Annotated in this window: 30 protein-coding genes; 28 read left to right on the top strand and 2 right to left on the bottom strand. The window is 45.0% G+C overall.

Features of this window, described 5'->3' with window-relative positions:
* Nucleotides 1-83: 83 nt before the first annotated feature.
* Complete coding sequence (ubiD, locus tag ACXACM_RS00295) at nucleotides 84-1,553, bottom strand: 4-hydroxy-3-polyprenylbenzoate decarboxylase (RefSeq protein ID WP_474819008.1); 1,470 nt, start codon at nucleotides 1,551-1,553, stop codon at nucleotides 84-86.
* Between the two features lie 282 nt (nucleotides 1,554-1,835).
* Here ubiD and ACXACM_RS00290 point away from each other — a divergent pair, with 282 nt between their 5' ends.
* Both ACXACM_RS00290 and ACXACM_RS00285 read left to right on the top strand, forming a co-directional pair.
* The gene (locus tag ACXACM_RS00290) at nucleotides 1,836-2,081 is read left to right on the top strand and encodes a TIGR02647 family protein (RefSeq protein WP_474819006.1); all 246 of its coding nucleotides are present in this window, start codon (nucleotides 1,836-1,838) and stop codon (nucleotides 2,079-2,081) included.
* Nucleotides 2,082-2,222: 141 nt separating this feature from the next.
* A complete protein-coding gene (locus ACXACM_RS00285; protein WP_474819005.1) occupies nucleotides 2,223-2,852 on the top strand; it encodes a tetratricopeptide repeat protein in 630 nt (209 codons plus the stop codon).
* A gap of 22 nt (nucleotides 2,853-2,874) precedes the next feature.
* Here ACXACM_RS00285 and ACXACM_RS00280 read toward each other — a convergent pair whose 3' ends face one another.
* Nucleotides 2,875-4,569: an alkaline phosphatase D family protein gene (locus ACXACM_RS00280; protein WP_474819004.1), complete on the bottom strand. Its 1,695-nt coding sequence runs from the start codon at nucleotides 4,567-4,569 to the stop codon at nucleotides 2,875-2,877.
* A 157-nt stretch (nucleotides 4,570-4,726) separates the two neighbouring features.
* Here ACXACM_RS00280 and rnr point away from each other — a divergent pair, with 157 nt between their 5' ends.
* The 26 genes from rnr to ACXACM_RS00150 all read left to right on the top strand — a co-directional run bounded on the left by rnr (nucleotide 4,727) and on the right by ACXACM_RS00150 (nucleotide 26,655).
* On the top strand, nucleotides 4,727-7,087 hold the full coding sequence (gene rnr, locus ACXACM_RS00275) for a ribonuclease R (RefSeq protein ID WP_474819003.1): 2,361 nt from the start codon (nucleotides 4,727-4,729) through the stop codon (nucleotides 7,085-7,087).
* Nucleotides 7,088-7,831: a 23S rRNA (guanosine(2251)-2'-O)-methyltransferase RlmB gene (gene rlmB / locus ACXACM_RS00270; protein ID WP_474819001.1), complete on the top strand. Its 744-nt coding sequence runs from the start codon at nucleotides 7,088-7,090 to the stop codon at nucleotides 7,829-7,831.
* An 8-nt stretch (nucleotides 7,832-7,839) separates the two neighbouring features.
* Nucleotides 7,840-8,034, top strand: coding sequence for a hypothetical protein (locus ACXACM_RS00265; RefSeq protein ID WP_474819000.1), 195 nt, complete (start codon nucleotides 7,840-7,842; stop codon nucleotides 8,032-8,034).
* 221 nt (nucleotides 8,035-8,255) lie between these two features.
* Nucleotides 8,256-9,638, top strand: a complete 1,383-nt coding sequence (locus ACXACM_RS00260) for a DUF4397 domain-containing protein (protein ID WP_474818999.1) — start codon at nucleotides 8,256-8,258, stop codon at nucleotides 9,636-9,638.
* A gap of 330 nt (nucleotides 9,639-9,968) precedes the next feature.
* On the top strand, nucleotides 9,969-10,337 hold the full coding sequence (rplN, locus tag ACXACM_RS00255; protein ID WP_474818998.1) for a 50S ribosomal protein L14: 369 nt from the start codon (nucleotides 9,969-9,971) through the stop codon (nucleotides 10,335-10,337).
* A 12-nt stretch (nucleotides 10,338-10,349) separates the two neighbouring features.
* A complete protein-coding gene (gene rplX / locus ACXACM_RS00250; RefSeq protein ID WP_474818996.1) occupies nucleotides 10,350-10,664 on the top strand; it encodes a 50S ribosomal protein L24 in 315 nt (104 codons plus the stop codon).
* A gap of 16 nt (nucleotides 10,665-10,680) precedes the next feature.
* Nucleotides 10,681-11,220, top strand: a complete 540-nt coding sequence (gene rplE, locus ACXACM_RS00245; RefSeq protein ID WP_474818995.1) for a 50S ribosomal protein L5 — start codon at nucleotides 10,681-10,683, stop codon at nucleotides 11,218-11,220.
* A gap of 13 nt (nucleotides 11,221-11,233) precedes the next feature.
* Nucleotides 11,234-11,539, top strand: a complete 306-nt coding sequence (gene rpsN, locus ACXACM_RS00240) for a 30S ribosomal protein S14 (protein WP_216026981.1) — start codon at nucleotides 11,234-11,236, stop codon at nucleotides 11,537-11,539.
* A 13-nt stretch (nucleotides 11,540-11,552) separates the two neighbouring features.
* The gene (rpsH, locus tag ACXACM_RS00235) at nucleotides 11,553-11,945 is read left to right on the top strand and encodes a 30S ribosomal protein S8 (RefSeq protein ID WP_474818993.1); all 393 of its coding nucleotides are present in this window, start codon (nucleotides 11,553-11,555) and stop codon (nucleotides 11,943-11,945) included.
* 14 nt (nucleotides 11,946-11,959) lie between these two features.
* Nucleotides 11,960-12,493 (top strand): 50S ribosomal protein L6, encoded by a 534-nt coding sequence (rplF, locus tag ACXACM_RS00230; protein ID WP_474818991.1) that lies wholly within the window; start codon nucleotides 11,960-11,962, stop codon nucleotides 12,491-12,493.
* A gap of 12 nt (nucleotides 12,494-12,505) precedes the next feature.
* Nucleotides 12,506-12,859: a 50S ribosomal protein L18 gene (rplR, locus tag ACXACM_RS00225; protein ID WP_474818990.1), complete on the top strand. Its 354-nt coding sequence runs from the start codon at nucleotides 12,506-12,508 to the stop codon at nucleotides 12,857-12,859.
* Between the two features lie 12 nt (nucleotides 12,860-12,871).
* Entirely contained in the window at nucleotides 12,872-13,372 is a 501-nt protein-coding gene (rpsE, locus tag ACXACM_RS00220) for a 30S ribosomal protein S5 (RefSeq protein ID WP_474818989.1), read from the top strand.
* 6 nt (nucleotides 13,373-13,378) lie between these two features.
* Entirely contained in the window at nucleotides 13,379-13,558 is a 180-nt protein-coding gene (gene rpmD, locus ACXACM_RS00215) for a 50S ribosomal protein L30 (protein ID WP_474818987.1), read from the top strand.
* 3 nt (nucleotides 13,559-13,561) lie between these two features.
* Entirely contained in the window at nucleotides 13,562-13,996 is a 435-nt protein-coding gene (gene rplO, locus ACXACM_RS00210) for a 50S ribosomal protein L15 (protein ID WP_474818986.1), read from the top strand.
* A 5-nt stretch (nucleotides 13,997-14,001) separates the two neighbouring features.
* A complete protein-coding gene (secY, locus tag ACXACM_RS00205; protein WP_474818985.1) occupies nucleotides 14,002-15,321 on the top strand; it encodes a preprotein translocase subunit SecY in 1,320 nt (439 codons plus the stop codon).
* 25 nt (nucleotides 15,322-15,346) lie between these two features.
* Nucleotides 15,347-15,463 (top strand): 50S ribosomal protein L36, encoded by a 117-nt coding sequence (gene rpmJ, locus ACXACM_RS00200; RefSeq protein WP_073325329.1) that lies wholly within the window; start codon nucleotides 15,347-15,349, stop codon nucleotides 15,461-15,463.
* Nucleotides 15,464-15,624: 161 nt separating this feature from the next.
* Complete coding sequence (gene rpsM / locus ACXACM_RS00195) at nucleotides 15,625-15,981, top strand: 30S ribosomal protein S13 (RefSeq protein ID WP_119499874.1); 357 nt, start codon at nucleotides 15,625-15,627, stop codon at nucleotides 15,979-15,981.
* Between the two features lie 16 nt (nucleotides 15,982-15,997).
* Nucleotides 15,998-16,390 carry a 30S ribosomal protein S11 gene (gene rpsK / locus ACXACM_RS00190; protein ID WP_216026974.1) on the top strand — a complete coding sequence of 131 codons (393 nt, stop codon included), beginning with the start codon at nucleotides 15,998-16,000 and terminating at the stop codon, nucleotides 16,388-16,390.
* Between the two features lie 24 nt (nucleotides 16,391-16,414).
* Nucleotides 16,415-17,035, top strand: a complete 621-nt coding sequence (gene rpsD, locus ACXACM_RS00185) for a 30S ribosomal protein S4 (protein ID WP_349583631.1) — start codon at nucleotides 16,415-16,417, stop codon at nucleotides 17,033-17,035.
* A gap of 19 nt (nucleotides 17,036-17,054) precedes the next feature.
* Nucleotides 17,055-18,044, top strand: coding sequence for a DNA-directed RNA polymerase subunit alpha (locus ACXACM_RS00180; protein WP_216027050.1), 990 nt, complete (start codon nucleotides 17,055-17,057; stop codon nucleotides 18,042-18,044).
* 41 nt (nucleotides 18,045-18,085) lie between these two features.
* Nucleotides 18,086-18,484 carry a 50S ribosomal protein L17 gene (gene rplQ / locus ACXACM_RS00175; RefSeq protein WP_474818983.1) on the top strand — a complete coding sequence of 133 codons (399 nt, stop codon included), beginning with the start codon at nucleotides 18,086-18,088 and terminating at the stop codon, nucleotides 18,482-18,484.
* A 316-nt stretch (nucleotides 18,485-18,800) separates the two neighbouring features.
* Complete coding sequence (locus ACXACM_RS00170) at nucleotides 18,801-20,654, top strand: hypothetical protein (RefSeq protein WP_474818982.1); 1,854 nt, start codon at nucleotides 18,801-18,803, stop codon at nucleotides 20,652-20,654.
* Entirely contained in the window at nucleotides 20,655-22,676 is a 2,022-nt protein-coding gene (locus ACXACM_RS00165) for a hypothetical protein (RefSeq protein WP_474818981.1), read from the top strand.
* Nucleotides 22,669-23,631, top strand: coding sequence for a hypothetical protein (locus ACXACM_RS00160; RefSeq protein WP_474818979.1), 963 nt, complete (start codon nucleotides 22,669-22,671; stop codon nucleotides 23,629-23,631). The genes ACXACM_RS00165 and ACXACM_RS00160 overlap by 8 nt, the downstream gene beginning before the upstream one ends.
* Nucleotides 23,624-25,657, top strand: coding sequence for a glycosyltransferase family 47 protein (locus ACXACM_RS00155; protein ID WP_474818978.1), 2,034 nt, complete (start codon nucleotides 23,624-23,626; stop codon nucleotides 25,655-25,657). Before ACXACM_RS00160 ends, ACXACM_RS00155 begins: the two co-directional genes overlap by 8 nt.
* Nucleotides 25,658-25,683: 26 nt before the next feature.
* Nucleotides 25,684-26,655 (top strand): hypothetical protein, encoded by a 972-nt coding sequence (locus ACXACM_RS00150; RefSeq protein WP_474818977.1) that lies wholly within the window; start codon nucleotides 25,684-25,686, stop codon nucleotides 26,653-26,655.
* Nucleotide 26,656 lies beyond the last annotated feature (1 nt).

Below are 26,656 nucleotides of genomic sequence, written 5' to 3'. Positions count from 1 at the left end.
TTTTGAAGTTGTGACACAGGGTTGAGGGCGGCATATATACACATGAATTTGTATGTACGCCCCTTTTATCGCGTGCGTCTATTTTACTCCATGATACCAAGACTGTCCCAGATGTCATCAACACGCTGTTTGACAGCTTCGTCCATGACGATAGGTGTACCCCATTCCCGATCTGTCTCGCCAGGCATTTTGTTGGTGGCGTCCATTCCCATTTTGGAGCCTAAACCTGAAACCGGTGAGGCGAAATCGAGGTAATCAATGGGTGTGTTTTCAATCATGACGGTGTCGCGGGCAGGGTCCATGCGCGTGGTTATTGCCCATATCACATCTTCCCAGTTGCGTGCGTCTACATCGTCATCGCACACGATAACAAATTTGGTATACATGAATTGTCTGAGAAAAGACCACACTCCCATCATGACTCGCTTGGCGTGACCGGGGTATTGTTTCTTCATGGTGACAACGGCCATGCGATATGAACAGCCTTCCGGTGGTAAATAAAAGTCGACAATTTCTGGAAATTGCTTTTGTAAGATAGGTACAAAAACCTCGTTTAATGCGACCCCAAGTATGGCTGGCTCATCAGGCGGACGACCTGTGTAAGTAGAGTGATAAATGGGGTTTTGCCGGTGTGTGATATGAGTAACCGTAAACACCGGAAAGTCATCCACTTCGTTGTAGTAACCGGTGTGATCGCCGTAAGGACCTTCCGGGGCCATTTCACCTTGCTCGATATAGCCTTCAAGTACAATCTCGGCACTAGCGGGCACTTGTAATTCATTACTTACCGATTTTACCACTTCGGTTTTGCTGCCCCGTAGCAAACCAGCAAAGGCATATTCAGAGAGCGTGTCTGGTACTGGAGTAACAGCGCCCAAAATGGTAGCTGGGTCTGCGCCTAATGCGACGGAAACCGGGTAGGGCTCGCCGGGATTAGTCTGGCACCACTCGCGAAAATCCAGTGCGCCACCACGGTGGGATAGCCAACGCATGATAACTTTATTTTTAGCAATAACCTGTTGCCTGTAGATCCCCAGATTCTGCCGTTTCTTGTGAGGACCCTTAGTAACCGTTAAGCCCCAGGTGATAAGTGGAGCGGCATCGCCAGGCCAGCATCGCTGGATAGGCAGGGCGGTTAAATCAACATCATCGCCGGAAATAATCACTTCCTGGCAGGGCGCTTTTTTCACTTCTTTAGCCGGCATATTCAGCACTTGCTTAAATACAGGAAGCTTTTCCCATAAATCTTTCAGCCCCTTCGGCGGTTCAGGCTCTTTTAAATAAGCGAGCAATTTGCCCACTTCGCGAAGGGCATGCACAGAGGTTTGGCCCATTCCCAGCGCCACCCGTTCCGGGGTTCCAAAAAGGTTAGCCAGTACAGGAATATCTGAGCCCTTGGGGTTTTCAAACAACAGCGCCGGTCCTTTGGCGCGAAGGGTGCGATCGGCAATTTCTGTCATTTCCAGGTCGGTGTCTATTTCCCGGGAAATACGCTTTAACTCACCCCGCGCTTCGAGTTGCTCAATAAAGTCTCGCAAATCTTTGTATTTCATCGTGTTCGTGTGCTATGCCTAAGTGATGTTCTGGGCTGGAGTGTACCATTAAACTGGGCGGGATTTTTAGCTCCTTGCCACTGTGTCATAAACTTAATTTTTAGCGTCGGAGAGTGGGTGAGAACTTCTTTCACGGCAAAGATAAGACCAATAGCGAAAGGTTTGACTTAAATTAATCTGGACAGATAGCGCAAATGGTAGTGTTATACAGAAACGCGCTTCACTTTGCCTTAACAACAATAAATGTGTGGCGTGAATTAAACATTTTATCAGGAGAATGTGATGGTGTTAGTAGATCAGGACATGGTCGACGAGTTAAACCTTATTCTGAAGTTCCCCACCACCAGCCTTATGCAGGGGCTTAAAATTCATCATGATGCCAGCCAATCAGTGGTGCATGCAGCAGAACGGCTTTACGCCAAGGGTGTTATTACACAACCTGATGGCGGCTACCTCACCGATTTAGGCGTTGATTTAGCAGAGCATGCCCGCCGACTCCAATCAGCTTTGTCAATGAAGTTAAACTAGCGCTCTACTTTTATTGTCACAGAATTAAGTACTCTTTTTTCTGTGACATTTCAGAAATTGTCTTTTTGGTCGATACTAGTAAGTAAGACGGGAGACCTTGTTGCTGGTCATCTTTATTTAGTTAGTTTCCGGATTGTATCGATGAAAACACGTATTTCACTGTTGCTATGTTCTTTTGCCTGCTTATTAGCGCCGGCCATTTCTGTTGCCCAGGAAATTAAAGCTGTTCAGTTATACACCCAGGACGAACTGATTAGCATGATAAACCAAAATGTTCATCTCACTCGTATGGTTACCGATCGGTGTCAGTTGGTGCAGGATGTGGAGGCTCACGCTGAAGTGCTTCGGGAACCGGCCTTTCAATATTTGTGGGGTGACATGCTGGCCTGGGGTGTATGCGTGGATGCAAATCCGAAACGTGGCATAAGCTTCATGCAAGATGCAGCAGAACAGGGTTTACCTGCCGCGTTGGAACAACTCGGGCGATACTACTCAAAAGGCACATTAGTACAAACCGATAAAAAACGCGCAGTTATTTATTTGCGTGAGGCTTCTGCACTTGGCAACCTTAAGGCGCAACTGCAATTGGCACAGTTGTTTGTGGATGGTTATGGCAGCCCCTACGATTATGAAGACACCTACCACTGGCTATACAACGCTATTACCGATGACAAAAAAATTCACGCCCAGATTGCCGGTTACCTGACAGAACTGGAAAAACTGATGCATCCTAAGGCAGTGCGAAACGCCCGCCGACCGTTAAACAGCTAGCGGGCTAATTAACAAGGGCGAATTAGCTGAGTAACTCGTCGTTGGTATAGTTTTCCGTGTGTACATCCGCAATAGTAAAGTCTTCGTCCATAATAGTGCTGACATAAATCCACTTGGCTTCTACATTTTCAGGTGTAAAGCGCACTGTCATGTAGCCCCGTTGGGACAAATCACAATAGTGGAGATCTTTTACGACTAACGGTAATGCTTGTGAGAGCTGTCCGGCTTGCTGAGCATCCAACCCTAAATAACTCTCCATACCTGGCGAGGTTACACTGGATGTGCCCAATTCCACCCCAATTTTATTACCAGCCTCAGTAGTGAGGGTGCTACCCCATCCATTGTGAGTGTCTCCGGCAAAAACAACCACTGGCTTACCTTTTTCAGCAAACTTGCTGTATATCATCTCTCTTTCCACCGGGTAGCCATCCCAGGCGTCAAGGTTATACGCCATGGTCGTATTTAACCGGCGGAGCACCTCATCACTCACCGATTGTCCGGCCATAAGCTGTTTGCTATAGCCCGCGAGTTCAGCAATCTTCTCGCCAATTTTCTCTCGTGGTGTGCCACTGAAAATTTCTACCGGGAAATGCATTTTAGCCATTAAAACCTGCTGGCCAAGCACCTGCCATTTCGCCTGGCTTTTTTCGATTTGTGTAAATAGCCAGTCTCGTTGCTTAACACCAAGTAGAGTTCTGTCCTGGGCCATGAGATCTGTGGTAAAGCCGATATTGTCGAATTCACCCGTTTGCTGGTTGGTGTAGTCTGCATAGCTGAGTTGTTTATCCCGGCCTATCACCCGGGTATCCAGCATGTGCAAAGAGAGCAGGTCGCCAAATTCGAAGGTGCGGTAGATAACAGGGTCGGTGTCACCCATGGGCGGTCGAATGGGCATCCATTCGTAATAAGCCTGCACGGCAGCAGCCCGTCGGGCGAAAAAGTCACCTTCTTCGGGCTGATGGTTTTCAGCGCCGGTAATATAGACGTCGTTAGTAATTTCATGATCGTCCCACACCACGATAAAGGGCTTGCGCTGGTGCAGTGCACGTAATCCTTTGTCTGTGCGGTACACGGCATAGCGGTTACGGTAGTCGGCCAGCGAGACAATTTCCCCAGTGTTGTTTTCAGCAAAGGTTCGGCCTAGCTTTTCTGCATTTTCAGTTGCCCATTCCCCGGCACCGTACTCATAGATGTAATCCCCTAAATGAAGTACGAAGTCGATACTGTCGTCGTTAGCTGCAGCCGTGTATGCATTAAAAAAGCCTGTCGGGTAGTTTGAGCAGGAAAACAATGCCAGGTTGAGTTCACTAACACTCCCTGTGGGCAAGGTAAGGGTTTCGCCCGTGTCAGAGACATTTTCGGCAGTCATAAAGCGGTAGTAGTAGCGGGTATTGGCGGTAAGCTCTCGTACATCCACTTTTACCGTGTAATCGCGATTTGCACTGGTTTTGGCTTCGCCGCTTCTCACAACCTCATTAAAGTCTTTGTCCAGGGCCAGCTCCCAGCGAATACTTGCTGTGGGTGACGTGGTTTCCGGTAAAGCCCGCGTCCACAGCATAATGCTGGTTTGTGAAGGGTCGCCGCTGGCAACACCATGGGTGAATGCCACTGAATTTTGTGGCATTTCGTTGCCCGAGGCGCAGCCGGTAAGTTGAGTTGAGAGTACTACGCCTCCGCCTAATACAGACGAAAGCTTGAGAAAAAGACGACGGTCCATAGGTTACCTTTATAAAGCTTCTCAGTTGGTTGGCTCTAAAAGTAATCTAAATATATGACGAATGCGTTTCAATGGCGTAGAGAAAACCCGGAACAATTCATTGTTTTGTGAGAATAACTGTTATACTGGCGGCAAAATAATCTAATCAAGAGAGTTCATGAGCGACGATCCCCATTTCCAACGAGAAAAAGAAAAGTACGATAACCCGGTAGCGAGCCGGGAGTTTTTGATGTCTGTTATGAAAGAGCAGGGAAAACCACTGTCGTTTCTTGAAATCTGTTCGTTGGTAAACGCTCAGGACGAAGATAGCCGAATCGGTATTCAGCGTCGCTTGCGGGCAATGGAACGCCAGGGGCAGGTACAATTTACCAAGCAAAAAAAGTACGCGCTGCAAAACAAAGACGAGCTAATACAGGGAAGGGTTATTGGTCACCGTGACGGCTATGGCTTTTTACGGCCAGAGGACAACAGCGGTGATTTGTTTATTTCTGCCGGACAGATGAACCTGTTCATGCACGATGACGTGGTAGAAGCCCGTGAAAGTGGCACCGATCGTCGTGGCAAACGGGAAGCGTTTATTAATCAGGTTATCGAACCTCGCAGTGAGCCAATCGTTGGTCGCTTTTTCATTGAAAAGGGCATGGCTGTGGTTGTGCCTGATGACAGCCGCTTACAACACGAAATTATCATTCCACCAGAGGCTACTCAGGGTGCGAGAATGGGTCAGGTGGTGGTTGTGGAAATTACACAAAGACCACGTCGCCGGGTAAGCCCGGTGGGGAAAATTGTGGAAATTCTCGGTGAGCACATGGCACCGGGAATGGAAATTGAAATGGCCCTGCGTACTTTTGATATTCCTCACGTGTGGCCAGATGCTGTGGAACGCTATGTAAAGCGTTTCGGCGACACAGTTCCCGATGAAGCAAAAGAAGGGCGCATTGATTTACGACAACTTCCTTTGGTTACTATTGACGGCGAAGATGCCCGGGATTTTGACGACGCGGTGTTTTGTGAGCCTCTCGACAATGGTGGTTGGCAGTTGTGGGTAGCCATTGCCGATGTCAGCAGCTATGTAAAGCTGGGCACGGCATTAGATAAAGAGGCGCAGAACCGGGGGAACTCTGTGTATTTCCCCGAGCAAGTTATTCCCATGCTTCCTAAAGTGTTGTCTAACGGGTTGTGTTCGTTGAACCCAGAAGTTGATCGCTTGTGTATGGTGTGTGAAATGACCATTTCTGAACAGGGCAACCTCGATAGCTATCAGTTTTACGAAGCGGTGATGAATTCCCATGCCCGGTTAACTTACACAAAAGTCTGGCAAATTTTGCAGGGCGACAAAGAGCTGCATCAGCGCTATGAAGCGCAGGTGCCCCATTTGCGCAATTTGCACGATTTATACCGGGCGCTGAAAAAATCACGGGCTCAGCGCGGTGCTATAGAATTTGAAACCCAGGAAAGTAAATTTGTTTTCAATGCACAACGAAAAATTGAAAACATTGTGCCTGTGGTGCGTAACGATGCGCACAAGTTAATTGAAGAATGCATGATCATGGCAAACGTGAGTGCAGCTCAATTTCTTGAACAGCACTCCATGCCGGCATTGTACCGGGTTCATGATAAGCCCGATGCTGATCGTCTCACAGCATTCACCTCATATTTGAGTGAGGTGGGTATTCCCCATCGTATTACCGAAGATGCCAGACCTGCAGATTTCACCGACGTGGTGTTAAAAACCCGTCAGCGACCTGATCAGGAACTGATTCAAACCATGTTGTTGCGCTCTATGAAACAAGCGGTGTACGACTGCGACAATGTAGGACACTTTGGCCTCGCGTTAGATGCATACGCCCATTTCACATCGCCTATTCGCCGCTACCCTGATTTGGTGGTACACCGCGCTATTAAAGCGATTTTGAAAAAGCAAAAACAAAAAGTCAAAGGTGCTAAAGCCTATACGGTAGAAGAAGTAGAGCAGTTAGGTGAACAATGTTCTATGACGGAGCGGCGAGCAGACGATGCTACCCGCGATGTGGCAGACTGGCTTAAATGTGAATTTATGCAAGATCATGTTGGCAGCAGCTTTGAAGGTGTTGTGGCTTCGGTGACAAACTTCGGCCTGTTCGTGCGAATTACCGATTACCACATCGATGGACTAGTACACATAACCTCATTAGATGACGACTACTACCGATACGATGACGTGAAACAAACCTTAAACGGGGAGTCGGGCGCGCGGCAGTTCAGATTGGGCGATACACTCACGGTTAAAGTAGCTGCAGTCAATTTAGATGAGCGAAAAATTGATTTAGTGCTGGACGGTTCTATGTTACGAGGGCCAGGTGGCAAAAAAGTGCAGGTGAGAACGGCATCCAAAAAAGACAGTGGCGCTGGTGATAAGCGCGGTAGGTCATCAGCTAAAGGCAAAGGTAAACACCGGGCAGATCCCAAAGGTAAAACAGAGCGGGGCCCGAAAGGTCCGAAATCGAAATCCCGCTCAAGTAAAGGCAGAAAGAAGTAAATGGCACAACAAGAGTGGTTATACGGTTTGCACGCCATGCAGGCTGTATTGGAAAACGAGCCAGAGCGCGTATTAGAAGTCTTGGTATTGAAAGGCCGGGACGACGACAGATTAAAGCAGGTTATCAACCAGGCCAGACGTTTTGGGATCAGTGTTCAATTTTGTCAGCGAAAAGTGCTCGACGATAAAGTAAACGGCGAACAACACCAAGGCGTAGTGGCACGAGCCAAGCCGGCAAGGGTGATGGATGAAGCTGACTTAGATGCCATACTCGACCGCAATGACGAACCTTTTATTCTGGTTCTCGATGGTGTAACCGACCCTCACAACATTGGTGCGTGTTTGCGAACGGCCGATGCTGCTGGCGTACAGGCATTAGTGGTGCCTAAAGATAAATCTGCCGGGCTTACCGCTACCGCCAGAAAAGTGGCCTGCGGGGCGGCTGAATCTGTGCCTCTTATTCAGGTAACGAACCTTTCCCGTACATTAAAACATCTGCAAGACAAGGGTGTGTGGGTAATTGGCACTGCCGGTGAAGCAGAGCAGCTCATTTACGATGTGAAACTCACCGGGCCAACTGCACTGGTAATGGGGGCGGAAGGTAAAGGCATGCGTCGCTTAACCAGGGAAAATTGCGACGAGTTAGTGAAACTACCTATGGCTGGGGCTGTTTCATCACTAAATGTTTCAGTAGCAACTGGCGTGTGTTTATACGAAATCGTTCGTCAGCGCAGTCAACGCTAATCTGTTTTATGTTTTTGGCAGGTGCAGAATACGCGCAGCAAGGTACTGATAACGCCCGTATGGACAAGGTTTTTGAGGCAAGTAATGATGATCAGTATGCGTTCTCATTCACCGAACCTCTGGTTATTCCTGCCCTTGTCGCTTACTACATCAGCACTGGCCAGCCGCTCAGCGCAAGATTGGGCGTTACTTACAAGTTCTAAAGTAAAATTAGCTACGAGACCACAAAAGGCCGACATTGTTCGGCCTTTTATGTTTTTAAAGTGTATCAATTTGTCAGAAAATTCAGCTAACTGTAAACAACGTAAAGGTTGCGTAAAGCCGTGAACTCAAGTGCCGTCGATCGAGACTTAACGAAGTAAACTAGCCCCGTTCCGTGGTTGGCCGGAACTCGACACATTACTTTTTAAGGATTTTGGTTTTTATGGTATCTCGAACTTTTACGTCGCTGATGAAGTTAACAGGTGTGCTGTTATTTGCGACCGGGCTTACTGCCTGCGGTGGCTCAGATGATAGCGATTCTGATTATACCTACTCGTATATTCAGTTCTACAATGCTTCACCTAATAGTGCCACCGTCACCATGCGTGAAGTGGATGGTGATTCTTACGGTTCTGCGCAATTTGGCGATTCAACGTCCCTGATTTCAACAGATTCCGGCGAGCTGGAACTGGAATTTATCCGCACAGACTCTGACGATCAGGAAGTGGTTGTTGAAGAGATGACAGTAGACCTGAGAGATGGCTACAAAACGCTGATCATCTTAACAGGTGACTTCACTCAGCCTGAATTTATCGAGTATCAGTTTGAGCGGGAATCATTAGATGATCACTTCCGATTGATGGTCACAAGCACAATGGTAGATGAAAGTCAGTTTGATTTTTATATGAGCGAAGATGGAGACCCTTTTGAAGCGGCCAATTTCCTAGGCACAATTTCATATCAGGAACTGTCTGAACTTACTTATTGGGATGGTGATGACGACAGCGACGATTTCGATTCCGGTGAGTACACTATTTACCTGACAAATCCGGGTGAAACCGACGTGGTATTCGAGTCACAAACACTGTCTTTCAGCTACGATACTGAATACGTGCTGGCATTGAGAGATATCAGTGGTGCAATCCAGACAGGTATGACCATTGATGCAGTATTGAACTCCTCTTATGTTACCAATGTGACCGACGTAGATGCCGATGCACAGTACCGCATTTACAACAGCTCAAACCTTGACACGCCACTCACCGTTACGTTCGGCGGCAATGATGGCGAAGACGACACTGTATTTACACTAAGTGCGGGTGAACTGTCTGATTTCACGGCTATCAAGTATGGCGACTATCGCGTAACCGTTGAAGCTGAAGGCGACGAAGTTGCGTCACTGAACAACAAGCTTATTACCCTCAACCAAGCTGAGAGTAAGGCTATTATGATCCATGTGGCTGACAACAAACTCGGCGCAGCAACATTTGTCGAAAGTGGTCTGCCTCAGTCTTATGATAAAACCGTTAGTTTCATCAATCTGGTAGGTGAATTCGAAGACGTAGACTTCTATCTGGTAAGAAGTGATGAAACCATTGATACCGCCGATTACTACACCCTGAATATGGAATTTGGTGAAAGTAATACGGTAGTGCTGCCATCTGATTACTATGAAGTTATCGCCGTTTACGAAGACGAAAACGATGAGCAGGTTCTACTCGACCGTACATCGCTTTACGGCTTTACAGAAGACGAAAACTATATCGTGACTGTTGAACCTGCTGAAGACAGCAGCACAGGGTATGAGATAAATATTTTATACTAAGTGCAATACAACCCGGCTAAGTATTAGCCAAGACAATCAAAAGGCGGCAGAAAATTTGAAGTGAATTTTCTGCCGCTTTTCGTTTTGTGTGGTATTATTCAACCCGTTCCAAATGCTGTGAACTTGTGCCTTATTAGCGCTATTTCTTTCGCCATCCTCTATTTTGCAAATCGCTTAAAATTAATTCACTTTTACGCTATCACTTCCCAATCTTTTCTGTTATCATTTCGCGCCCTTTTTATGGGGGTATGTATATAAAAGCAACAATATCTGTTGTTTTTAGCAGCTAAACGACTCGAAAGAGTCTTAATTATCGAGCGGAGCACTAACATGATCCAAATGCAAACTAACCTGGACGTTGCAGACAACAGCGGCGCTCGCAGGGTTCAGTGTATTAAGGTTCTTGGTGGCTCGCATCGCCGTTATGCACATATCGGTGACATCATCAAAGTTACTGTTAAGGAAGCAATTCCTCGCGGTAAAGTAAAAAAAGGTGACGTACTGAATGCAGTGGTGGTGCGTACTAGAAAAGGCGTTCGTCGCGCAGATGGTTCTACCATCCGTTTTGACGGTAACGCGGCTGTATTGTTAAACAACAATAAGCAACCTATTGGTACGCGTATCTTTGGACCGGTAACCCGTGAGTTGAGAAGTGATAACTTCATGAAAATCATCTCATTGGCCCCAGAGGTACTATAAGGAGTCACGATAATGGCTAGAAAAATTCGTCGTGATGATGAAGTAGTCGTATTGGCGGGTAAAGATAAAGGCAAACAAGGCAAAGTCCTGAAAGTGCTTGTATCTGAAGACCGTGTAGTTGTAGAAGGTGTAAACCTTGTCAAGAAACACCAGAAGCCTAACCCACAACTGGGCGAAGCTGGCGGTATTATTGAGAAAGAAGCATCTCTGCACGTTTCTAATGTAGCGGTAGTTAACCCGGCAACGGGCAAAGCTGATCGCGTTGGTTTCCGTGAAGAAGACGGTAAGAAAGTTCGTTTCTTTAAGTCTAACGGTGAACTTGTTTAATTAATTGGAGAGTACGATGGCGAAACTGCATGATTTCTATAAAGAAACGGTAGTAGCTGACCTTGCTAAGCAGTTCAGTTACCAAAGCGTCATGCAAGTCCCTCGGATTGAGAAAATCACCTTAAACATGGGTTTAGGTGAAGCTGTAGCAGACAAAAAGGTTCTGGAAAACGCAACTTCTGATATGGAAGCAATTGCGGGTCAAAAGCCTATTGTTACTGTTGCACGCAAATCTGTTGCGGGTTTTAAAATCCGTGAAGGTTATCCGATTGGCTGTAAAGTAACCCTGCGTGGCGAGCGTATGTGGGAATTCTTAGAGCGTTTGATTTCAATCGCAATTCCTCGTGTACGTGACTTCCGTGGCCTGAGCGCAAAGTCGTTTGACGGTCGTGGAAACTACAGCATGGGCGTTCGTGAGCAAATCATCTTCCCTGAAATCGATTTCGATAAAGTGGATAAGGTTCGCGGTATGGATATTACTATCACTACCAGCGCAAAAACTGATGATGAAGCACGAGCTCTGTTGTCCGCGTTCAACTTCCCATTCAAAAAATAAGGGGTGTAGGGTTATGGCAAAAGAATCAATGAAGGCACGTGAAGTAAAACGTACAAAGCTTGTTGCTAAGTACGCTGAAAAACGCGCCGCACTAAAAGCGATTATCAGCGATGTTAACGCCTCTGAAGAAGAGCGTTGGGATGCTGTTCTGAAGCTACAACAACTGCCACGTGACAGCAGTAAAGCCCGTCAGCAAAACCGCTGCCGTGTAACTGGTCGTCCACATGGTTACCTACGCAAATTCGGTCTGAGCCGTATCAAGCTTCGTGAAGCTGCGATGCGCGGTGAAGTCCCTGGCTTGAAAAAAGCCAGCTGGTAAGGAGTAGCTGAAAATGAGTATGCAAGATCCTATCGCGGATATGTTTACCCGCATTCGTAACGGCCAAATGGCAGAAAAAGTTTCTGTGACTATGCCTTCTTCAAAGCTTCGCGTTGCTATCTGTGAAGTATTGAAAGCTGAAGGTTATATCACTGACTTCGCTGCATCTGGTGACGTTAAGCCTACTTTAGAAGTTACTTTGAAGTACTTCGAAGGTAAGCAAGTAATCGACACAATTGAACGTGTGAGCCGTCCTGGTCTGCGCATCTATAAGAAAAAAGATGAGCTGCCAAAAGTAATGGGTGGTTTAGGCGTAGCTATCGTGTCAACTTCTAAAGGTGTGATGACTGACCGTGCTGCGCGTAAAGCAGGCATGGGCGGTGAGATCATCGGTTATGTAGCGTAATCGGAGGAGTTGAAATGTCACGAGTAGCAAAAGCCCCTGTAAATGTAGCGTCTGGCGTTGAGATTAAAATCAACGGTCAGGAAGTTACTGTTAAGGGAAGTAAAGGCACATTGGTACGTGTATTTAACGATGCCGTTGAAGTTGTACAAGAAGAGAATCAACTGAAAGCACTTCCTCGTGAAGGTTTTGCTGACGGATGGGCTCAGGCTGGTACAGCTCGCGCTTTGTTGAACAGCATGGTTCAAGGTGTGTCTGAAGGTTTCGAGAAAAAACTGCAGTTGCAAGGTGTTGGTTACCGTGCGCAAGCACAAGGTGCCAAACTGAACCTAACTTTAGGTTTCTCGCACCCTGTAGTTTATGAAATGCCAGCAGGCATTACAGTTGAAACTCCTACACAAACTGAAATCCTCGTTAAAGGCGCGGATAAGCAGGTAGTAGGTCAGGTTGCGGCGAACATCCGCGCGTACCGTCCACCAGAGCCTTACAAAGGTAAAGGTGTTCGTTATGCCGATGAACAAGTTCGTCGTAAAGAAGCTAAGAAAAAGTAGGTGGGTGATACGATGGATAAGAAAACATCACGCTTGCGTCGCGCAACTCGCGCACGCGCTAAAATTCGTGAATTGGCCGCGCATCGCCTGGTAGTAAACCGTACACCTCGCCACATTTATGCTCAGTTAATCGCGCCTAGCGGTTCTGAGGTGTTGGCAGCGGCTTCTACCGTTGAAAAAGATCTGGCCAAAGATCTGAAAGCAACTGGTAACGCTGAAGCAGCAGCTATTGTTGGTAAAGCAATCGCTGAAAGAGCTATCGAGAAAGGCATTAAAGTTGTCGCTTTCGATCGCAGCGGTTTCAAATACCACGGTCGCGTAAAAGCATTAGCTGATGCAGCTCGCGAAGCTGGTCTTCAGTTCTAGGAGTGAAGAATAATGGCTAAACAAGAAGCTCAAAACGGTGAATTTTTAGAGAAGTTGATTGCTGTAAACCGCGTATCTAAAGTGGTTAAAGGTGGTCGTATCTTTAGTTTCACTGCATTGACAGTAGTTGGTGACGGCAACGGCCGTGTTGGTTTTGGTTACGGTAAAGCACGTGAAGTGCCTGCTGCTATCCAAAAAGCGATGGAAAAAGCGCGTCGCAACATGGTTAACGTAGACCTTAACGGTCACACGTTGCAGCACCCAATCAAAGGTCGTCACTCTGGCTCTAAAGTTTACATGCAGCCTGCATCTGAAGGTACTGGTATTATTGCCGGTGGTGCGATGCGTGCAGTACTTGAAGTAGCTGGTGTGCAGAACGTACTTTCAAAATGCTACGGCTCTACAAACCCAATCAACGTTGTTCGTGCAACAGTAAACGCGCTGACTGAGATGAACTCTCCAGCGGGTATTGCAGCGAAACGTGGATTGTCTGTAGATGAAATTTTGGGGTAATCAGACATGGCAACGATTAAAGTAAAGCAAACTAAAAGTGCAATTGGCCGCTTGCCAAAGCACAAAGCGACGCTTAAAGGCTTAGGTCTTCGTAAAATCAACCATGTCCGTGAACTGGTAGACACCCCAGAAGTACGTGGCATGATCAACCGTGTTCATTACATGGTTGAGATAGTGGAGGAGTAAGACATGCGTTTAAATACAATTTCTCCAGCAGAAGGTTCAAAACCAGCAGCTAAGCGCGTAGGCCGTGGTATCGGTTCTGGTCTGGGTAAAACGGGTGGACGTGGTCACAAAGGCCAAACCAGTCGTTCAGGCGGTTCCATCAAGCCAGGCTTTGAAGGCGGTCAAATGCCAATTCAGCGCCGTCTGCCTAAATTTGGTTTCACGTCTCGTAAGAGCTTTGTTTCCGATGAGGTTACATTGACTGAAATCGCGAAGGTAGAAGGTGATACCGTTTCTCTGGACACTTTGAAAGCAGCCGGTCTTGTTAAGAAAGACGTACTGTTTGTAAAAGTAGTTAAGAGTGGCGAAGTATCGCGCGCTGTTACAGTTAGCGGGTTGAAGGTTACTAAAGGCGCTCTTGCAGCGATTGAAGCCGCCGGCGGTAAAGTAGAGGAATAAGCTAGATGGCTAAACCAGGATTGGATTCAGGCGCGAAAAGCGGCTTGAGTGAGCTGAAGTCAAGGTTGTTGTTCGTACTCGGTGCGATCGTCGTATTCAGACTGGGCTCTTATGTGCCTATTCCTGGCATCGACGCAGCAGTACTTGCTGAGTTGTTTGAGCAACAAAAAGGCACCATTGTAGAAATGTTCAACATGTTCTCTGGTGGTGCGCTTGAGCGTGCATCCGTTCTGGCTTTGGGCATTATGCCATACATTACTGCATCCATTATTATGCAGTTGCTCACGGTGGTTCATCCACCGATGATGGAGCTTAAAAAAGAAGGCGAAGCAGGCCGCAAAAAGATCAGTCAGTACACGCGTTATTTAACGTTGGTGCTGGCTACTTTCCAATCTATTGGTATTGCGACAAACCTGCCTAACCTGATTAATGGTTTGGTTATAGACCCTGGCTTCGGATTCTACTTTACAGCGGTGGTCAGCTTAGTCACGGGAACGATGTTCCTGATGTGGTTAGGTGAGCAAATTACCGAACGAGGTATTGGTAACGGTATCTCTATATTGATCTTTGCTGGTATTGTTGCCGGTTTGCCAACAGCGATTGGTCAGACTGCGGAACAAGCAAGACAGGGCGACATTAACTTGTTGTTCCTGATGTTGATTGGCGTTATTGTCATCGGCTTGATTTACCTGGTTGTGTTCGTAGAACGCGCCCAGCGTCGTATTGTTGTGAACTATGCGAAGCGTCAGCAAGGCCGTAAGGTTTATGCAGCGCAAAGCACACACTTACCGCTAAAGGTGAACATGGCTGGTGTTATTCCGCCTATCTTTGCATCCAGCATCATTTTGTTCCCATCAACCATTGCTGGTTGGTTTGGACAGAATGAATCAACAGCGTGGTTACAGGATATCGCATTAATGTTATCTCCTGGCCAGCCGTTGTACGTGATGTTGTACGCAACAGCGATTATCTTCTTCTGCTTCTTCTACACGGCGTTGGTTTTCAACCCACGTGAAACAGCAGATAACCTGAAGAAGTCTGGTGCGTTTATCCCTGGTATCCGTCCGGGTGAACAAACGTCGCGTTATATCGATAAGGTAATGACTCGTCTGACTCTGGCAGGCGCACTTTACATAACCTTTATTTGTTTGGTGCCTGAATTCATGTTGATTGCGTGGAATGTGCCGTTCTACTTCGGTGGTACGTCGCTTCTGATTATCGTAGTTGTAATCATGGACTTTATGGCACAGGTGCAGACCCACCTGATGAGTAGTCAGTATGAGTCTGTTCTGAAGAAAGCTAATCTGAAAGGCTACGGCCGCTAAGATTAGTGCACAACGGAGTGATGTAATGAAAGTTCGTGCATCAGTAAAGAAGATTTGCCGTAACTGCAAAATCATCAAGCGCAACGGTGTTGTGCGAGTAATTTGCAGCTCTGACCCTAAGCACAAACAGCGTCAAGGCTAATCGAAAACGCGGTTTAAATTCGAAATGTAAGCTGAACCTCATACTGGGTTCAGCTTGCTCTATTTCGATATTATGAACCTTATGTTGCAATTTTGTCGTCGGGTAAGTATCCTATCGGGCTTTTTAGGTCGTCGACATTAAATTTAAGAGGAGTGCTGTTAATGGCCCGTATCGCTGGCATTAACATTCCTGAACACAAGCACACTGTAATCGCGCTTCAGGCGATTTACGGTGTAGGCGCAACTCGTGCAAAAGAGATCTGTGCTAACGCTGGTGTTGCAGAATCAACAAAAGTAAAAGAACTTGACGAAGCAACTGTAGAGAAGCTTCGTGAAGAAGTGGCGAAGTTCACCGTTGAAGGTGATCTGCGTCGTGAAGTGTCTATGAGCATCAAACGTTTGATGGACCTGGGTTGCTTCCGTGGTATTCGCCACCGTCGTAGCTTGCCTCTACGTGGTCAGCGCACTAAAACTAATGCGCGTACCCGTAAAGGTCCTCGTAAGCCAATTAAGAAGTAAGCGGGGGAGATAAGTTATGGCAAAACAACCTACTCGTACTACGCGTAAACGCGCTAAACGTCAGGTTGCAGACGGTATGGCTCATATCCATGCGTCTTTCAACAACACAATTGTGACTATTACTGACCGTCAAGGCAATGCATTAGCATGGGCGACATCAGGTGGTTCTGGTTTCCGTGGTTCACGTAAATCTACCCCTTTTGCTGCACAGGTTGCTGCTGAGCGTGCTGGCGTAGCCGCACAAGACTACGGTCTGAAAAACCTTGAAGTTTTCGTTAAAGGTCCAGGTCCAGGCCGAGAGTCTGCGATCCGTGCACTTAACGCAACTGGTTACAAGATCACAAACATTACCGATGTGACGCCTATTCCTCACAACGGTTGTCGTCCACCGAAAAAACGTCGCGTTTAATCGCCGGACAGTTGGAGAAAGAACATGGCAAGATATTTGGGTCCAAAACTCAAACTTAGCCGTCGTGAAGGAACAGATTTGTTCCTGAAGAGCGGCGTTCGCGCAATCGATTCTAAATGTAAAATCGATAATGCGCCTGGTCAGCACGGTGCCCGTCGTGGCCGTTTGTCTGATTACGGTGTACAGCTGCGTGAAAAACAAAAAGTTCGTCGTATGTACGGCGTTCTGGAAAAGCAATTCCGCAACTACTATAAAGAAGCTGCACGTTTAAAAGGCAACACAGGTGAAAACCTGCTTCAGTTGCTTGAGCAGCGTCTGGATAACGTAGTTTACCGGATGGGATTCGCCAGCACACGTGCAGAAGCACGTCAGTTGGTTAGCCACAAGGCGATCATGGTAAATGGTCAAGTTGTGAACATTCCATCTTTTAACGTTTCTGCCGAAGACGTGGTTTCTGTTCGTGAAAAGGCTAAGAAGCAAGCGCGTATCGTTGCTGCTTTGGAACTGGCTGACCAACGTGAGAAGCCAACCTGGATTGAAGTAGACAGCTCTAAAATGGAAGGCACGTTCAAGCGTGTTCCTGAGAGAACTGATTTGTCTGCTGAAATTAACGAACAGTTGATCGTCGAACTTTACTCTAAGTAAAGATAACTAAAGAGGAAGCATTGTGGGTTCTGTGACTGAATTCCTGAAACCGAGATTAGTTGAGATCGAAAACGTTTCTCCTACTCGTGCCAAAGTAACTTTGGAACCACTGGAGCGCGGCTTTGGCCACACTCTGGGTAACGCCCTTCGCCGCATTTTGCTGTCATCCATGCCTGGATGTGCGGTAACAGAGGTTGAAATTGATGGCGTATTACACGAGTACAGCACCAAAGAGGGTGTGCAGGAAGATGTCATCGAGATTCTTCTGAATCTTAAAGGTTTAGCGGTTCGCCTTGAAGGTAAAACTGAGGCAACCCTGACAATAGTGAAATCTGGCGCTGGCCCTGTTGTTGCTGGTGATATACAGCATGACGGTGACGTAGAAATCGTCAACCCTGAGCATGTAATTTGTACTTTAACTGGCGAAACTGATATCAGTATGCGCATTAAAGTAGAAACTGCTCGTGGTTACGTTCCTGCTGCTACTCGTCGCTCCTCCGAGGAAGATGATCGTCCAATTGGTCGTTTGTTAGTTGATGCTTCATTCAGCCCAGTTGAACGTATTGCTTACTCTGTTGAGTCTGCTCGTGTTGAACAGCGTACAGACTTAGACAAGCTAATCATCGACATGGAAACGAATGGTACCTTGGATCCTGAAGAAGCGATCCGCCGCGCAGCCACTATTTTGGCTGAGCAATTAGATGCCTTCGTTGACTTGCGTGACGTTTCTGAACCTGTTCAGAAAGAAGAGAAGCCGGAATTCGATCCGATTCTGTTGCGCCCTGTTGATGACCTGGAACTGACAGTACGTTCTGCTAACTGCTTGAAAGCAGAAGCTATCCAGTATATTGGTGACCTGGTACAGCGCACCGAGGTTGAGCTACTTAAAACGCCAAACCTTGGTAAGAAATCGCTAACTGAAATCAAAGACGTGTTAGCCTCTCGCGGTCTTTCTCTGGGCATGCGCCTGGAAAATTGGCCACCAGAGAGCATCGCTGAGAAAGATTAATCAGGTTTTTATCAAACTGATTTGTAGAGAAGGATAAAACTATGCGCCATCGTAAGAGTGGTCGTCAGTTGAATCGCAACAGCAGCCATCGTCAAGCTATGTTCAAAAACATGGCCGGCTCTTTGGTCAAGCACGAAGTGATCAAAACGACGTTACCAAAAGCGAAAGAATTACGTCGCGTAATCGAGCCTCTAATCACATTGGCTAAGCAAGACAGCGTTGCAAACCGCCGTCTGGCTATGGTCCGTACAGGTGATAAAGAGGTTGTAGGTAAACTGTTCAACGAGCTTGGTCCTCGTTACGAAGCTCGCCCAGGCGGTTACACGCGCATTATGAAATGCGGTTTCCGTGCAGGTGACAACGCGCCTATGGCGTTTGTTGAACTGGTAGACCGTCCTGTTGAAGAAGTTTCTGAAGAAGCGGAAGCAGCAGAAGAGTAAAACATACTCTTAGCTCTGAGAAATCAGAGTTATTAAAAAACCCAGCGCAAGCTGGGTTTTTTGTTTTCATTGCCTGTGAAAAAATGGTGCTATAGTGGTAAAGTAACACATCCGTTTATAGCGACCTGTATACGGCTTTGTTTTTGAACGCATAATTTAATATGTAGAATAAAAGTGCGCAAAATAACGGCGAGTGATGGAATGATGCCTATTGATAAAAGATGTCCACTGATGAGTGAGAGGACACATGCATCTGTTACTTTCGTGAAATAGGTTTAAACAATCGCATCTTTTAGATGTGTTTTTAGGTTATGTAATGACAATTTTTCTTACGGTTTCAAAAATGGCGCAATGGAACAGTGCTATATCTAAAAGCGCAACTCCACAAATTACCAGTACTTTCGAAGAATCTTCTGAGCAGATCTCACAGGTTATCGAAAACTCAATCAGCCTGAATGAACTTGCGGAACTCTCAGGTTCTTCACAAAACATCGTCATATGTTATGAATCTCCTGTAAACTATTTATCTCGTCTCCTCGTTGAGTCTAACGAGCCTGATGCTGCAATTAAGGACTGTGTAAATTACATCAACTGCTTATTAAAAACTCATAGGCTGAATAGGTCACACCTTTCACTGGTGAATTTTTCTGATGTCGCAAACTCCGGAGATGAAGGACTACGTTTTCTTTCTGACCAGGGATGGACAATAAACAACTCAATAGACACTGAGCAACCAGACGCTTATGTCTTCATTGCTTATCGAATAATTGAACAAACAGACGAATTGCGATACGCAGTGGAAGCATTACAAGCAAGCAGTCTCGTTGTTACAGAAGAATTACTTAAGGTAGAAGTAGTTGATCTTCTTACTTCCTTAAAGGCTGATGCTAATGGATTTAAGGAGGCTAAAAGTAAAGTCGAGGCATCGAGAAGTGAAATCGCAGAGCTACAACGAGAAATCTCTGGCCTTAAAGCGGAACAGACTCTTACTACTTCAAGCTTAGCCTCATTGAATGAGAATATTGAATCAGATGCAAAATTAATTGGTGAGCTGAAATCTTTAAGAAATGACATCGAAGCTCGTAACGCCACATTGGAAGCTACTCTGGCAGAACGTGACGCGGAACTAGAACTTTCTCAAGAACGTTTCACCGAGTTACAGAGCGAACTGGATATCTCAAAAAGACAATGTGAAGAAACCACTAAAAATCTTGATGTCCTTCAAAATCAGCGACAAGCTGGCTTAACCCGTGAAGCAGAATTAGAAAGTGAAATCGAACTAGTTAATCAAAGACTACAACAACTTCAGGGTGAACTAGAAACATACCTTGCCCGTTTAGAACAAAGCGACACTGCCACGCGTTATTTAAAAGTTGATATTTCAAACACTGAGAGACGTCTTAAATTACAGTTGTCGGAAGTCACTGCTGAAAGAGATTTTCTACAGCATCAATCTGTAACGTATGCTGATGAGTTTATGCGTGCCCAAGCACTTGAAGAAGCTAACGCAGAGCTTAAAAATTCAGTCAACTCGCTCACAGTTAGTTTTGAAGGATTAGAAGAAAAGCTAAGAGACAAGCAATTCGAAATTGGAAAACTACAAACTAAGGTTCGCAAGTTAGAAAAAACAAATAATTCGATTGAACAAGAAAAAGCTGATCTTAAAAGCAGAAATATAAGAGAAGTTAAAAAGCTGGAAAGAGAGCTCTCCGGTGAGAAGTCTAAATATCGTCAGCTGACACATCAATTCATGGACGTTTCCGATAAGTTACGTGCAGCTGAGTACGAGCTCTCTATGATTAAGAAGTCTGCAGCTTGGAAAATAACTGCACCAGCGAGAGCTGTTTCTAAAAAGCTTCGTAAAGACGCCGCATCTAGCGAAGCGCTTCGACAAGACATGGGACTTTTGTACACCAGCGATTTATTCAACAGCAGCTGGTATCTGGATACCTACCCTGACATTGCTGAATCGGGAATGGATCCGGCAGAGCATTATCTCCTTCACGGAGCAAAGGAAGGGCGCTTCCCAAGCGTGTCTTTTGACGGTGACTGGTATCTTCAACAAAACCCCGATGTTGCCGAAGCGGGTCTGAATCCACTAATACACTATATTAAGTACGGACTCATAGAAAAGCGTTCAATTTCCCCCAAGTTGTTGGAGAAAAGATAGATGTCTAGTGACGCTAAAAAACCTGTTCTAATTTGGTTAGGCGCTGGAAGTGCAACCAATCCACGTGTAAATTTTGCAGACTATGAAAAGGTATACCTTTGTGAAGCGCTACCTGAACAAGCTAAAAAATTGTCTCATCAATTAGCAGACTTTGCTCACGTACACATTGAAAACATCTGTATTACTGCAAAACAAGATTCGCTAGAAAGTAATTTTTATATTCAAAACCTAAAAGAATATTCTGCTTTAAACAAGCCCACAGAAATGCTGCGACTTTATCCGGGCTTGAAAACGTTAAAAGTCATTCCAACAACTACGGTTAATATTGGATCATGGTTGAAGGTGGTGGAAGACGAAACCAACCTGCAATTAATTATTGATGTGCCGGATATAGCAGGAGCAATTTTGCAGCAGTTGGGTGAGTCGGACTTACTGAAAGACTTCAATGAAGTGAAAATATTCTGTGGTGAAGAGAGTTTGTTCAGCGGTGCCCACAACGCACAGGACGTTATAGAGTATATGAATTCTCAATTCTTTGAAGTTATTCATACTGATAGTTCTGACCCAGATATTCCTTTGATAACCTTCAAGTTTAACGAGTTGGCAAAAACCAATGCTGAATTACAAAAGGAATTAGATTGCCATCTGGCTAAGCTCGACTTCCTTACGAGCGAAAAGGATGAGGCGCGGCTTACAAACATCGCACATCAGGAAACCATCGAGGAGTTGGAAAAATCAATAGGGTCCTTACAGGCTGCGGCTACAGAACGGAATGATGAACTTAAGTCCCTTTTATCTCAATTAGATACAGCAAATTTTACGGCGGAAAAGTTAAACGCCGAAAAAAACGCGTTGGAAAATGAGCTTTCAGAAGCAAACATTGTGGTTGTAGAGCTTAGAGATGAAAACGCATCTTTGCAAAGTAAGTTAGCAGTATCTAATGAAGAGACTGAACAGGTGAGCGCCGAAAAAGCCACATTAGAAAAAGAGTTAGGTGAAGCAAGTAATTTGGTTGTTGAACTCAAAGATGAAAATGGCTCCCTGCAGACTAAGTTAGTAAGCTCTAACGAAGCGGTGGAAGAGTTAAGGGTTGAAAAAAACACACTAAAAAGTCAATTATCTGAAGCAAACAGCTTGGTGGTAGAACTCAGAAATGAAAACGCATCTTTACTAAGTAAGTTAGCCAGTGCTAAGGAAAAGTCAGAACAGCTTAGTAGTGAAAAAGGCGCGTTAAAGTCTGAGCTTGAAGAAGCGAGGCAAGAGATAGAAACACTCCGAAAAGAGATAGACACAGAAACTGTGCAAAATGCAGATCTTTCTCGAACTATCCATTCCATAACAGAGAAATTAGAAACGGAAGCAGCGGAGAATGAAAACCTTCGACGTCAAAATGAAGCATTATCTGACAATGTCGAGAACATTAAAATCGAACTGCAAGAACATGAAGACACGAATCAAAAATACAAACAAGCGCTCTCTGAATTAGAAGCTGCTTTGTCAACTTCCAAAAAACAAGCAGAAGAACTAGTGCAAGAGCTAGACACGGTTAAGTCCAGTTTTGCAGATCTACAAGAACAATTCATATTAGAAAAACAGCGAAAAGATGAGATCCAAAATGAGTTATCTGCGAAAATAGAACTTTTGGGTGAAAAGGATTCGCTAATATCTGAAATAGAGAAAAGTGTTGAAGAATTAAAAACAGAGCTACGTGCGGTCAAGGAAAATCGTGAGGCATTAAATCAACACTGCAAAGCGCTGAAAGAAAAACAGACTTCTATTGAAAATGAAGCTAAACAAGCTGGGTTGCAATATAGCCGGTCTCTGGATTTAGTCACTAAACAAAACATGAAGTTACACATCGACCTCGATAATTTGAGAAAAATGTACAGCGAGAAAGTAGAAAGTGAGTCTGCGTTGCGCTCTTTAATTGCAGAGCTTCACGAAAAGTTACAACAAGCGGCTAATTTCTATCGAAAACTTGAAAATAGTAACCCTGAGCTATTAGGCGGTACCAGTGAGTGATATACAAGAAGACCTGGCGATTGTTCACAAAGAGTTAGAACAAGCCTTGTCTTTGATTGAAGAGAAAAGTGCAGTTAGTCACTACAAAGTGCTCACTGACGATATGGAACTAAACGAAACACAAAGTTTACTTGAGCGCTGTCGAACAGTGGTGGACAGCACTGCAAATAAGCCGAAACTGCGAATTATTCATCATATGGCCTGCAGTGGGGGAACACTAGTTTCCAAGTGTTTTGCTGCCCTTCCAAATGTATTTTTATTAAGTGAGCTACACCCCACTACAACCTTGCATCAAGGTGGTGGCAAACCCAAGTTCCTGCCCGCAGATGTTACAACACAAGCGCGTTATGCAAACGTGCCAAACGTTAACGATCTGGCTTGGCGTATCTTCAAGTCGAACATTAAGTTAGCTAATGAACATGTTGAAAGCCAGTCTGGTTCCTTAGTTATTCGTGACCATTCCCATTCAGATTATTGTGTAGGCGAAACATTTAGCGCCCATTCGACCGTGGCGTCGCATTTAGGTTGCGATTTTGAGTTAAAAAGATTGGTTACACTTCGTGACCCCATCGATTCCTATTTGTCTTTGGTGAAGAATAACTGGGTGCACTTTGAGCCAAAAACATTTGATGAATATTGTAAGCGCGTCTGGGCTTTTTTGTCTGAGTACGAAGACGAACAAGTGTTTCGATATGAAGATTTTGTATTAGCACCAAAAGCTGAAATGCAAAAGATGTCGGCAGCACTGCATCTGAGTTATGATGACAGTTTTGAAGATATTTTTGACCTATTTAAAGTAACAGGCGACAGTGGTCGTTCTGGAAGTACAATTGCGCCACGCGAGCGCCGTGAATTAACGGAACAAGAAATCGAAGAGTTTCAGAATTCCGAATACTATAAGCTTATAGCCAAGCGATTTAAATATAACTCATTGGAGATGGATCAGAGTGATTAGTGTGTTTTTCCCCTATTATCAGTGCGGGGATCCTGCTCGGCAGAAGGAAATTGATTTATGCCTGAAGGAAAATGGTGAAAACCCGTTTATTGATAAGTTAATTGTAGTTATTGATGACGGATGCGATGTACCGTTTGTCACATCAAACATGACCGTTGTTCATGTCGATAAGCGAATGACTTATAACTTTTGGATTGAATTAACTTCTCAGTATTGCTCGCACGGTATTTCTATACTGTGTAACTCAGATATCTACTTTAATGACTCAATTACCCGGCTAAAAGAAGTACTAGCCCAACCAAAATCCTTTTTGGCTTTGTCTCGTTGGGAATTGTTGAATGGTGAAATAAGTAAGCACCCGAATCCACACTGGTCCCAGGACACGTGGGCGATGAACGTTGGAGAAGAGCTCTCATCAAGTTTTATGCACCAGCTTGCTTTCCCCATGGGTGTGCCTCGTTGCGATAATAAAATTGCATATTTATTCGCGGTACAAGGTTGGTCGGTACACAATCCTATTGATTTTGTAACAAGCATTCACGTGCATGAAACCCAAATGCGTACTTACAACAAAAAAATCGATGAGCGGATTTTGGGCGGTGTTGCTTATGTACATCCAGGTGAAGGAGTAGCAGCGCCAGCAAATCTCGATTTTGATGTTTGGGTGAAGGATTCATCCAGCAATATCAACGGTGTAAAAGTAAACAAAACCTTAGAGCGGTGGAGAAAGGAAGCGGCGGAAACGGCCCTGCCAGAAACTGTATCTTCACTTGCAATGGAACCTGTAAAAACGGCAAGTGCACAAGCGCTTTTGCAAGCTGTACGTGACGGTGAATCTAGCGAAATTAAGACTCCAAACTTTAGAATATCCAATTACAATCACAAAGTTTATTTCAACAACTTTTTTGCTTCCCAATACAGAGTAAGTGTACAAAAAACAGCATATGATGAGAATTCGTCACTTTATAATGTGTTGGGTCTCATCCCTCCCGTTTTAGACACCTATGTTAGTGAGATCAGTACCAAGCCTCGCTCTCCCTCTGATATCAATTTTTGGCAATATCCTTGCGCTACCGAAAAGCAAGCATACGAAAATCATTTGTCGATGAAGTTAGGGGACCATGTTGATATTACTACCCGTGTTGTAAACATCTATGTGCCTCTACCTTGGGCCACCTACGTGGATAAGAAACAGTTTCCGGAAGCGTATTTGCTTCGCGTTAAAGGCTTAATAAGTCAGTATCGTGAATTAGCAGAGAAGCACGGGTTCAAATTAAAAGTTCATAGTGTATGCCAACACATCCACTGGGTACGTATGCTGGAAAAAGCGGAATGGCTGGGCGTAACTGATTTTTATCTGTCTCATAAAGACTCAAAAAGTGATGCAGTTCAACGAGAAATGGGGACGTCACTTACCCTGCACGGTTGGACACTCATCGCTGTAAACTACGAAACCCCCGAGAGAAGCGAGGGAATGGAGCGCAAACCAGTGGAAGAAAAGCATTTATTAGCTTCTTTCATTGGCGCTCACATGAAGCATTACCGTGATGATAGCCGCATTCAGTTATTTGAGGCTGCTAAAGCGTGTGGCCGGGATGATGTGTTTGTTGACTTGGGCAATGAATGGCACTTCAATAAAGTGGTTTACGAAGAACAAGTACTCAACAAAGAAATTGAAGCACATCATATTGATGAGCATCATAAGCGAACATTCCGGTACAACAGTATTCTTTCAGACTCTAAATTTTCGCTTTGCCCCGAGGGAGCTGGTCCGAATACTTTAAGGTTTTGGGAGTCGATAGCTGTAGGATCTATACCAGTGCTCTTCACCAAGGATTTAAGCATTTTTATGGATCATCCGCTGGGTCGAGAACTGCTCAATCACGTTATCGTTTGGGAGTCAGATATTACAACTGAACTTTTTGATTCCTTACAACAGTATTCGGACAAAGTAGTGCAGACAAAAGCTGACTCCATAATCAAGATATATCATAAATTTATGAAAATAAGCGCGGTGACCAATTAATGAATATCGTATGCTACGGTGCTAGTGTGACGGCACAAAAAGAGCAAGCAGGTTACTACCACGCATTAAAGAAATTGTTCAGTCATCGGGAAGATATGAATTTTTTCCAAGTCAGCTTTGCTGCCAGTGTCTTTGATCAGGCGGGTTACGCATTTATGCGTAGTATTGAGCGCGAGGTGGTTGAACCACATATCTGTATAATCGATTGGTTAACGCCAGGTGCTATAAAATTTAATCAAAGTAAAATTGAAGCACTAACGGTGTATTTGCTCTCTAAAAGTTGTTTACCTGTTTGGGTGAACTTTCCTCGAACAGATGATTTGCAGAACAATCGAGAATGCTACCGTCAGGTAAAGAGTCACTGTGAACAACAGGGTCTCCCATTTATAGACATTTATGAATTTGATTCGGTTAACACTTTGCCTATAGAAGAAGTATTGCGTGACAAAGTTCACACTACTCCTCATGGTGCAAAACTTTATGCAGATATTCTTGCAAATGAGATAGATGCTATAGATTTTTCAAGTTATCAAGCATTGTTCGCACAACACAATGTAAATGAATTGGAGCAAGTCCCTTCGCTCTTAGATAAAGAGTTTACACTTACTACTGGAACAGAAATAACATTAAATTTTTCTGTTTCGGAGAAAAAAAGCTTCGAACTGTATTTTTTAGGCGAGATCGGTCCCTATACACCCTTGCTTAATCTAACCTTTCTCAATCTCGTAACCGATGAAGTTGAAGAGGTGGAGGTAAATTGTCTTGATATGTGGAGCCATTATAACCGCGAGAAATGTATAAAAATCTTGTGGAAGACCATTCCAGCCGGTGAATACAAGTTATCTATTAGTGCCAAAAACCAGAAAGCGATTTTAAATATAGATATCAAAAAACCAGTAGATATTACAAAATACCCTGAAGATGGGCGATTGGTTCTGCCTGTAAACCAAATTGCATGCAACGCTAATTTAACGCAGTTCAATATAACGGGAGATTAAT

Source organism: Alteromonas sp. AWQ4_252 (assembly GCF_056158205.1).
This window is presented reverse-complemented; position numbering and strand designations above follow the sequence as displayed.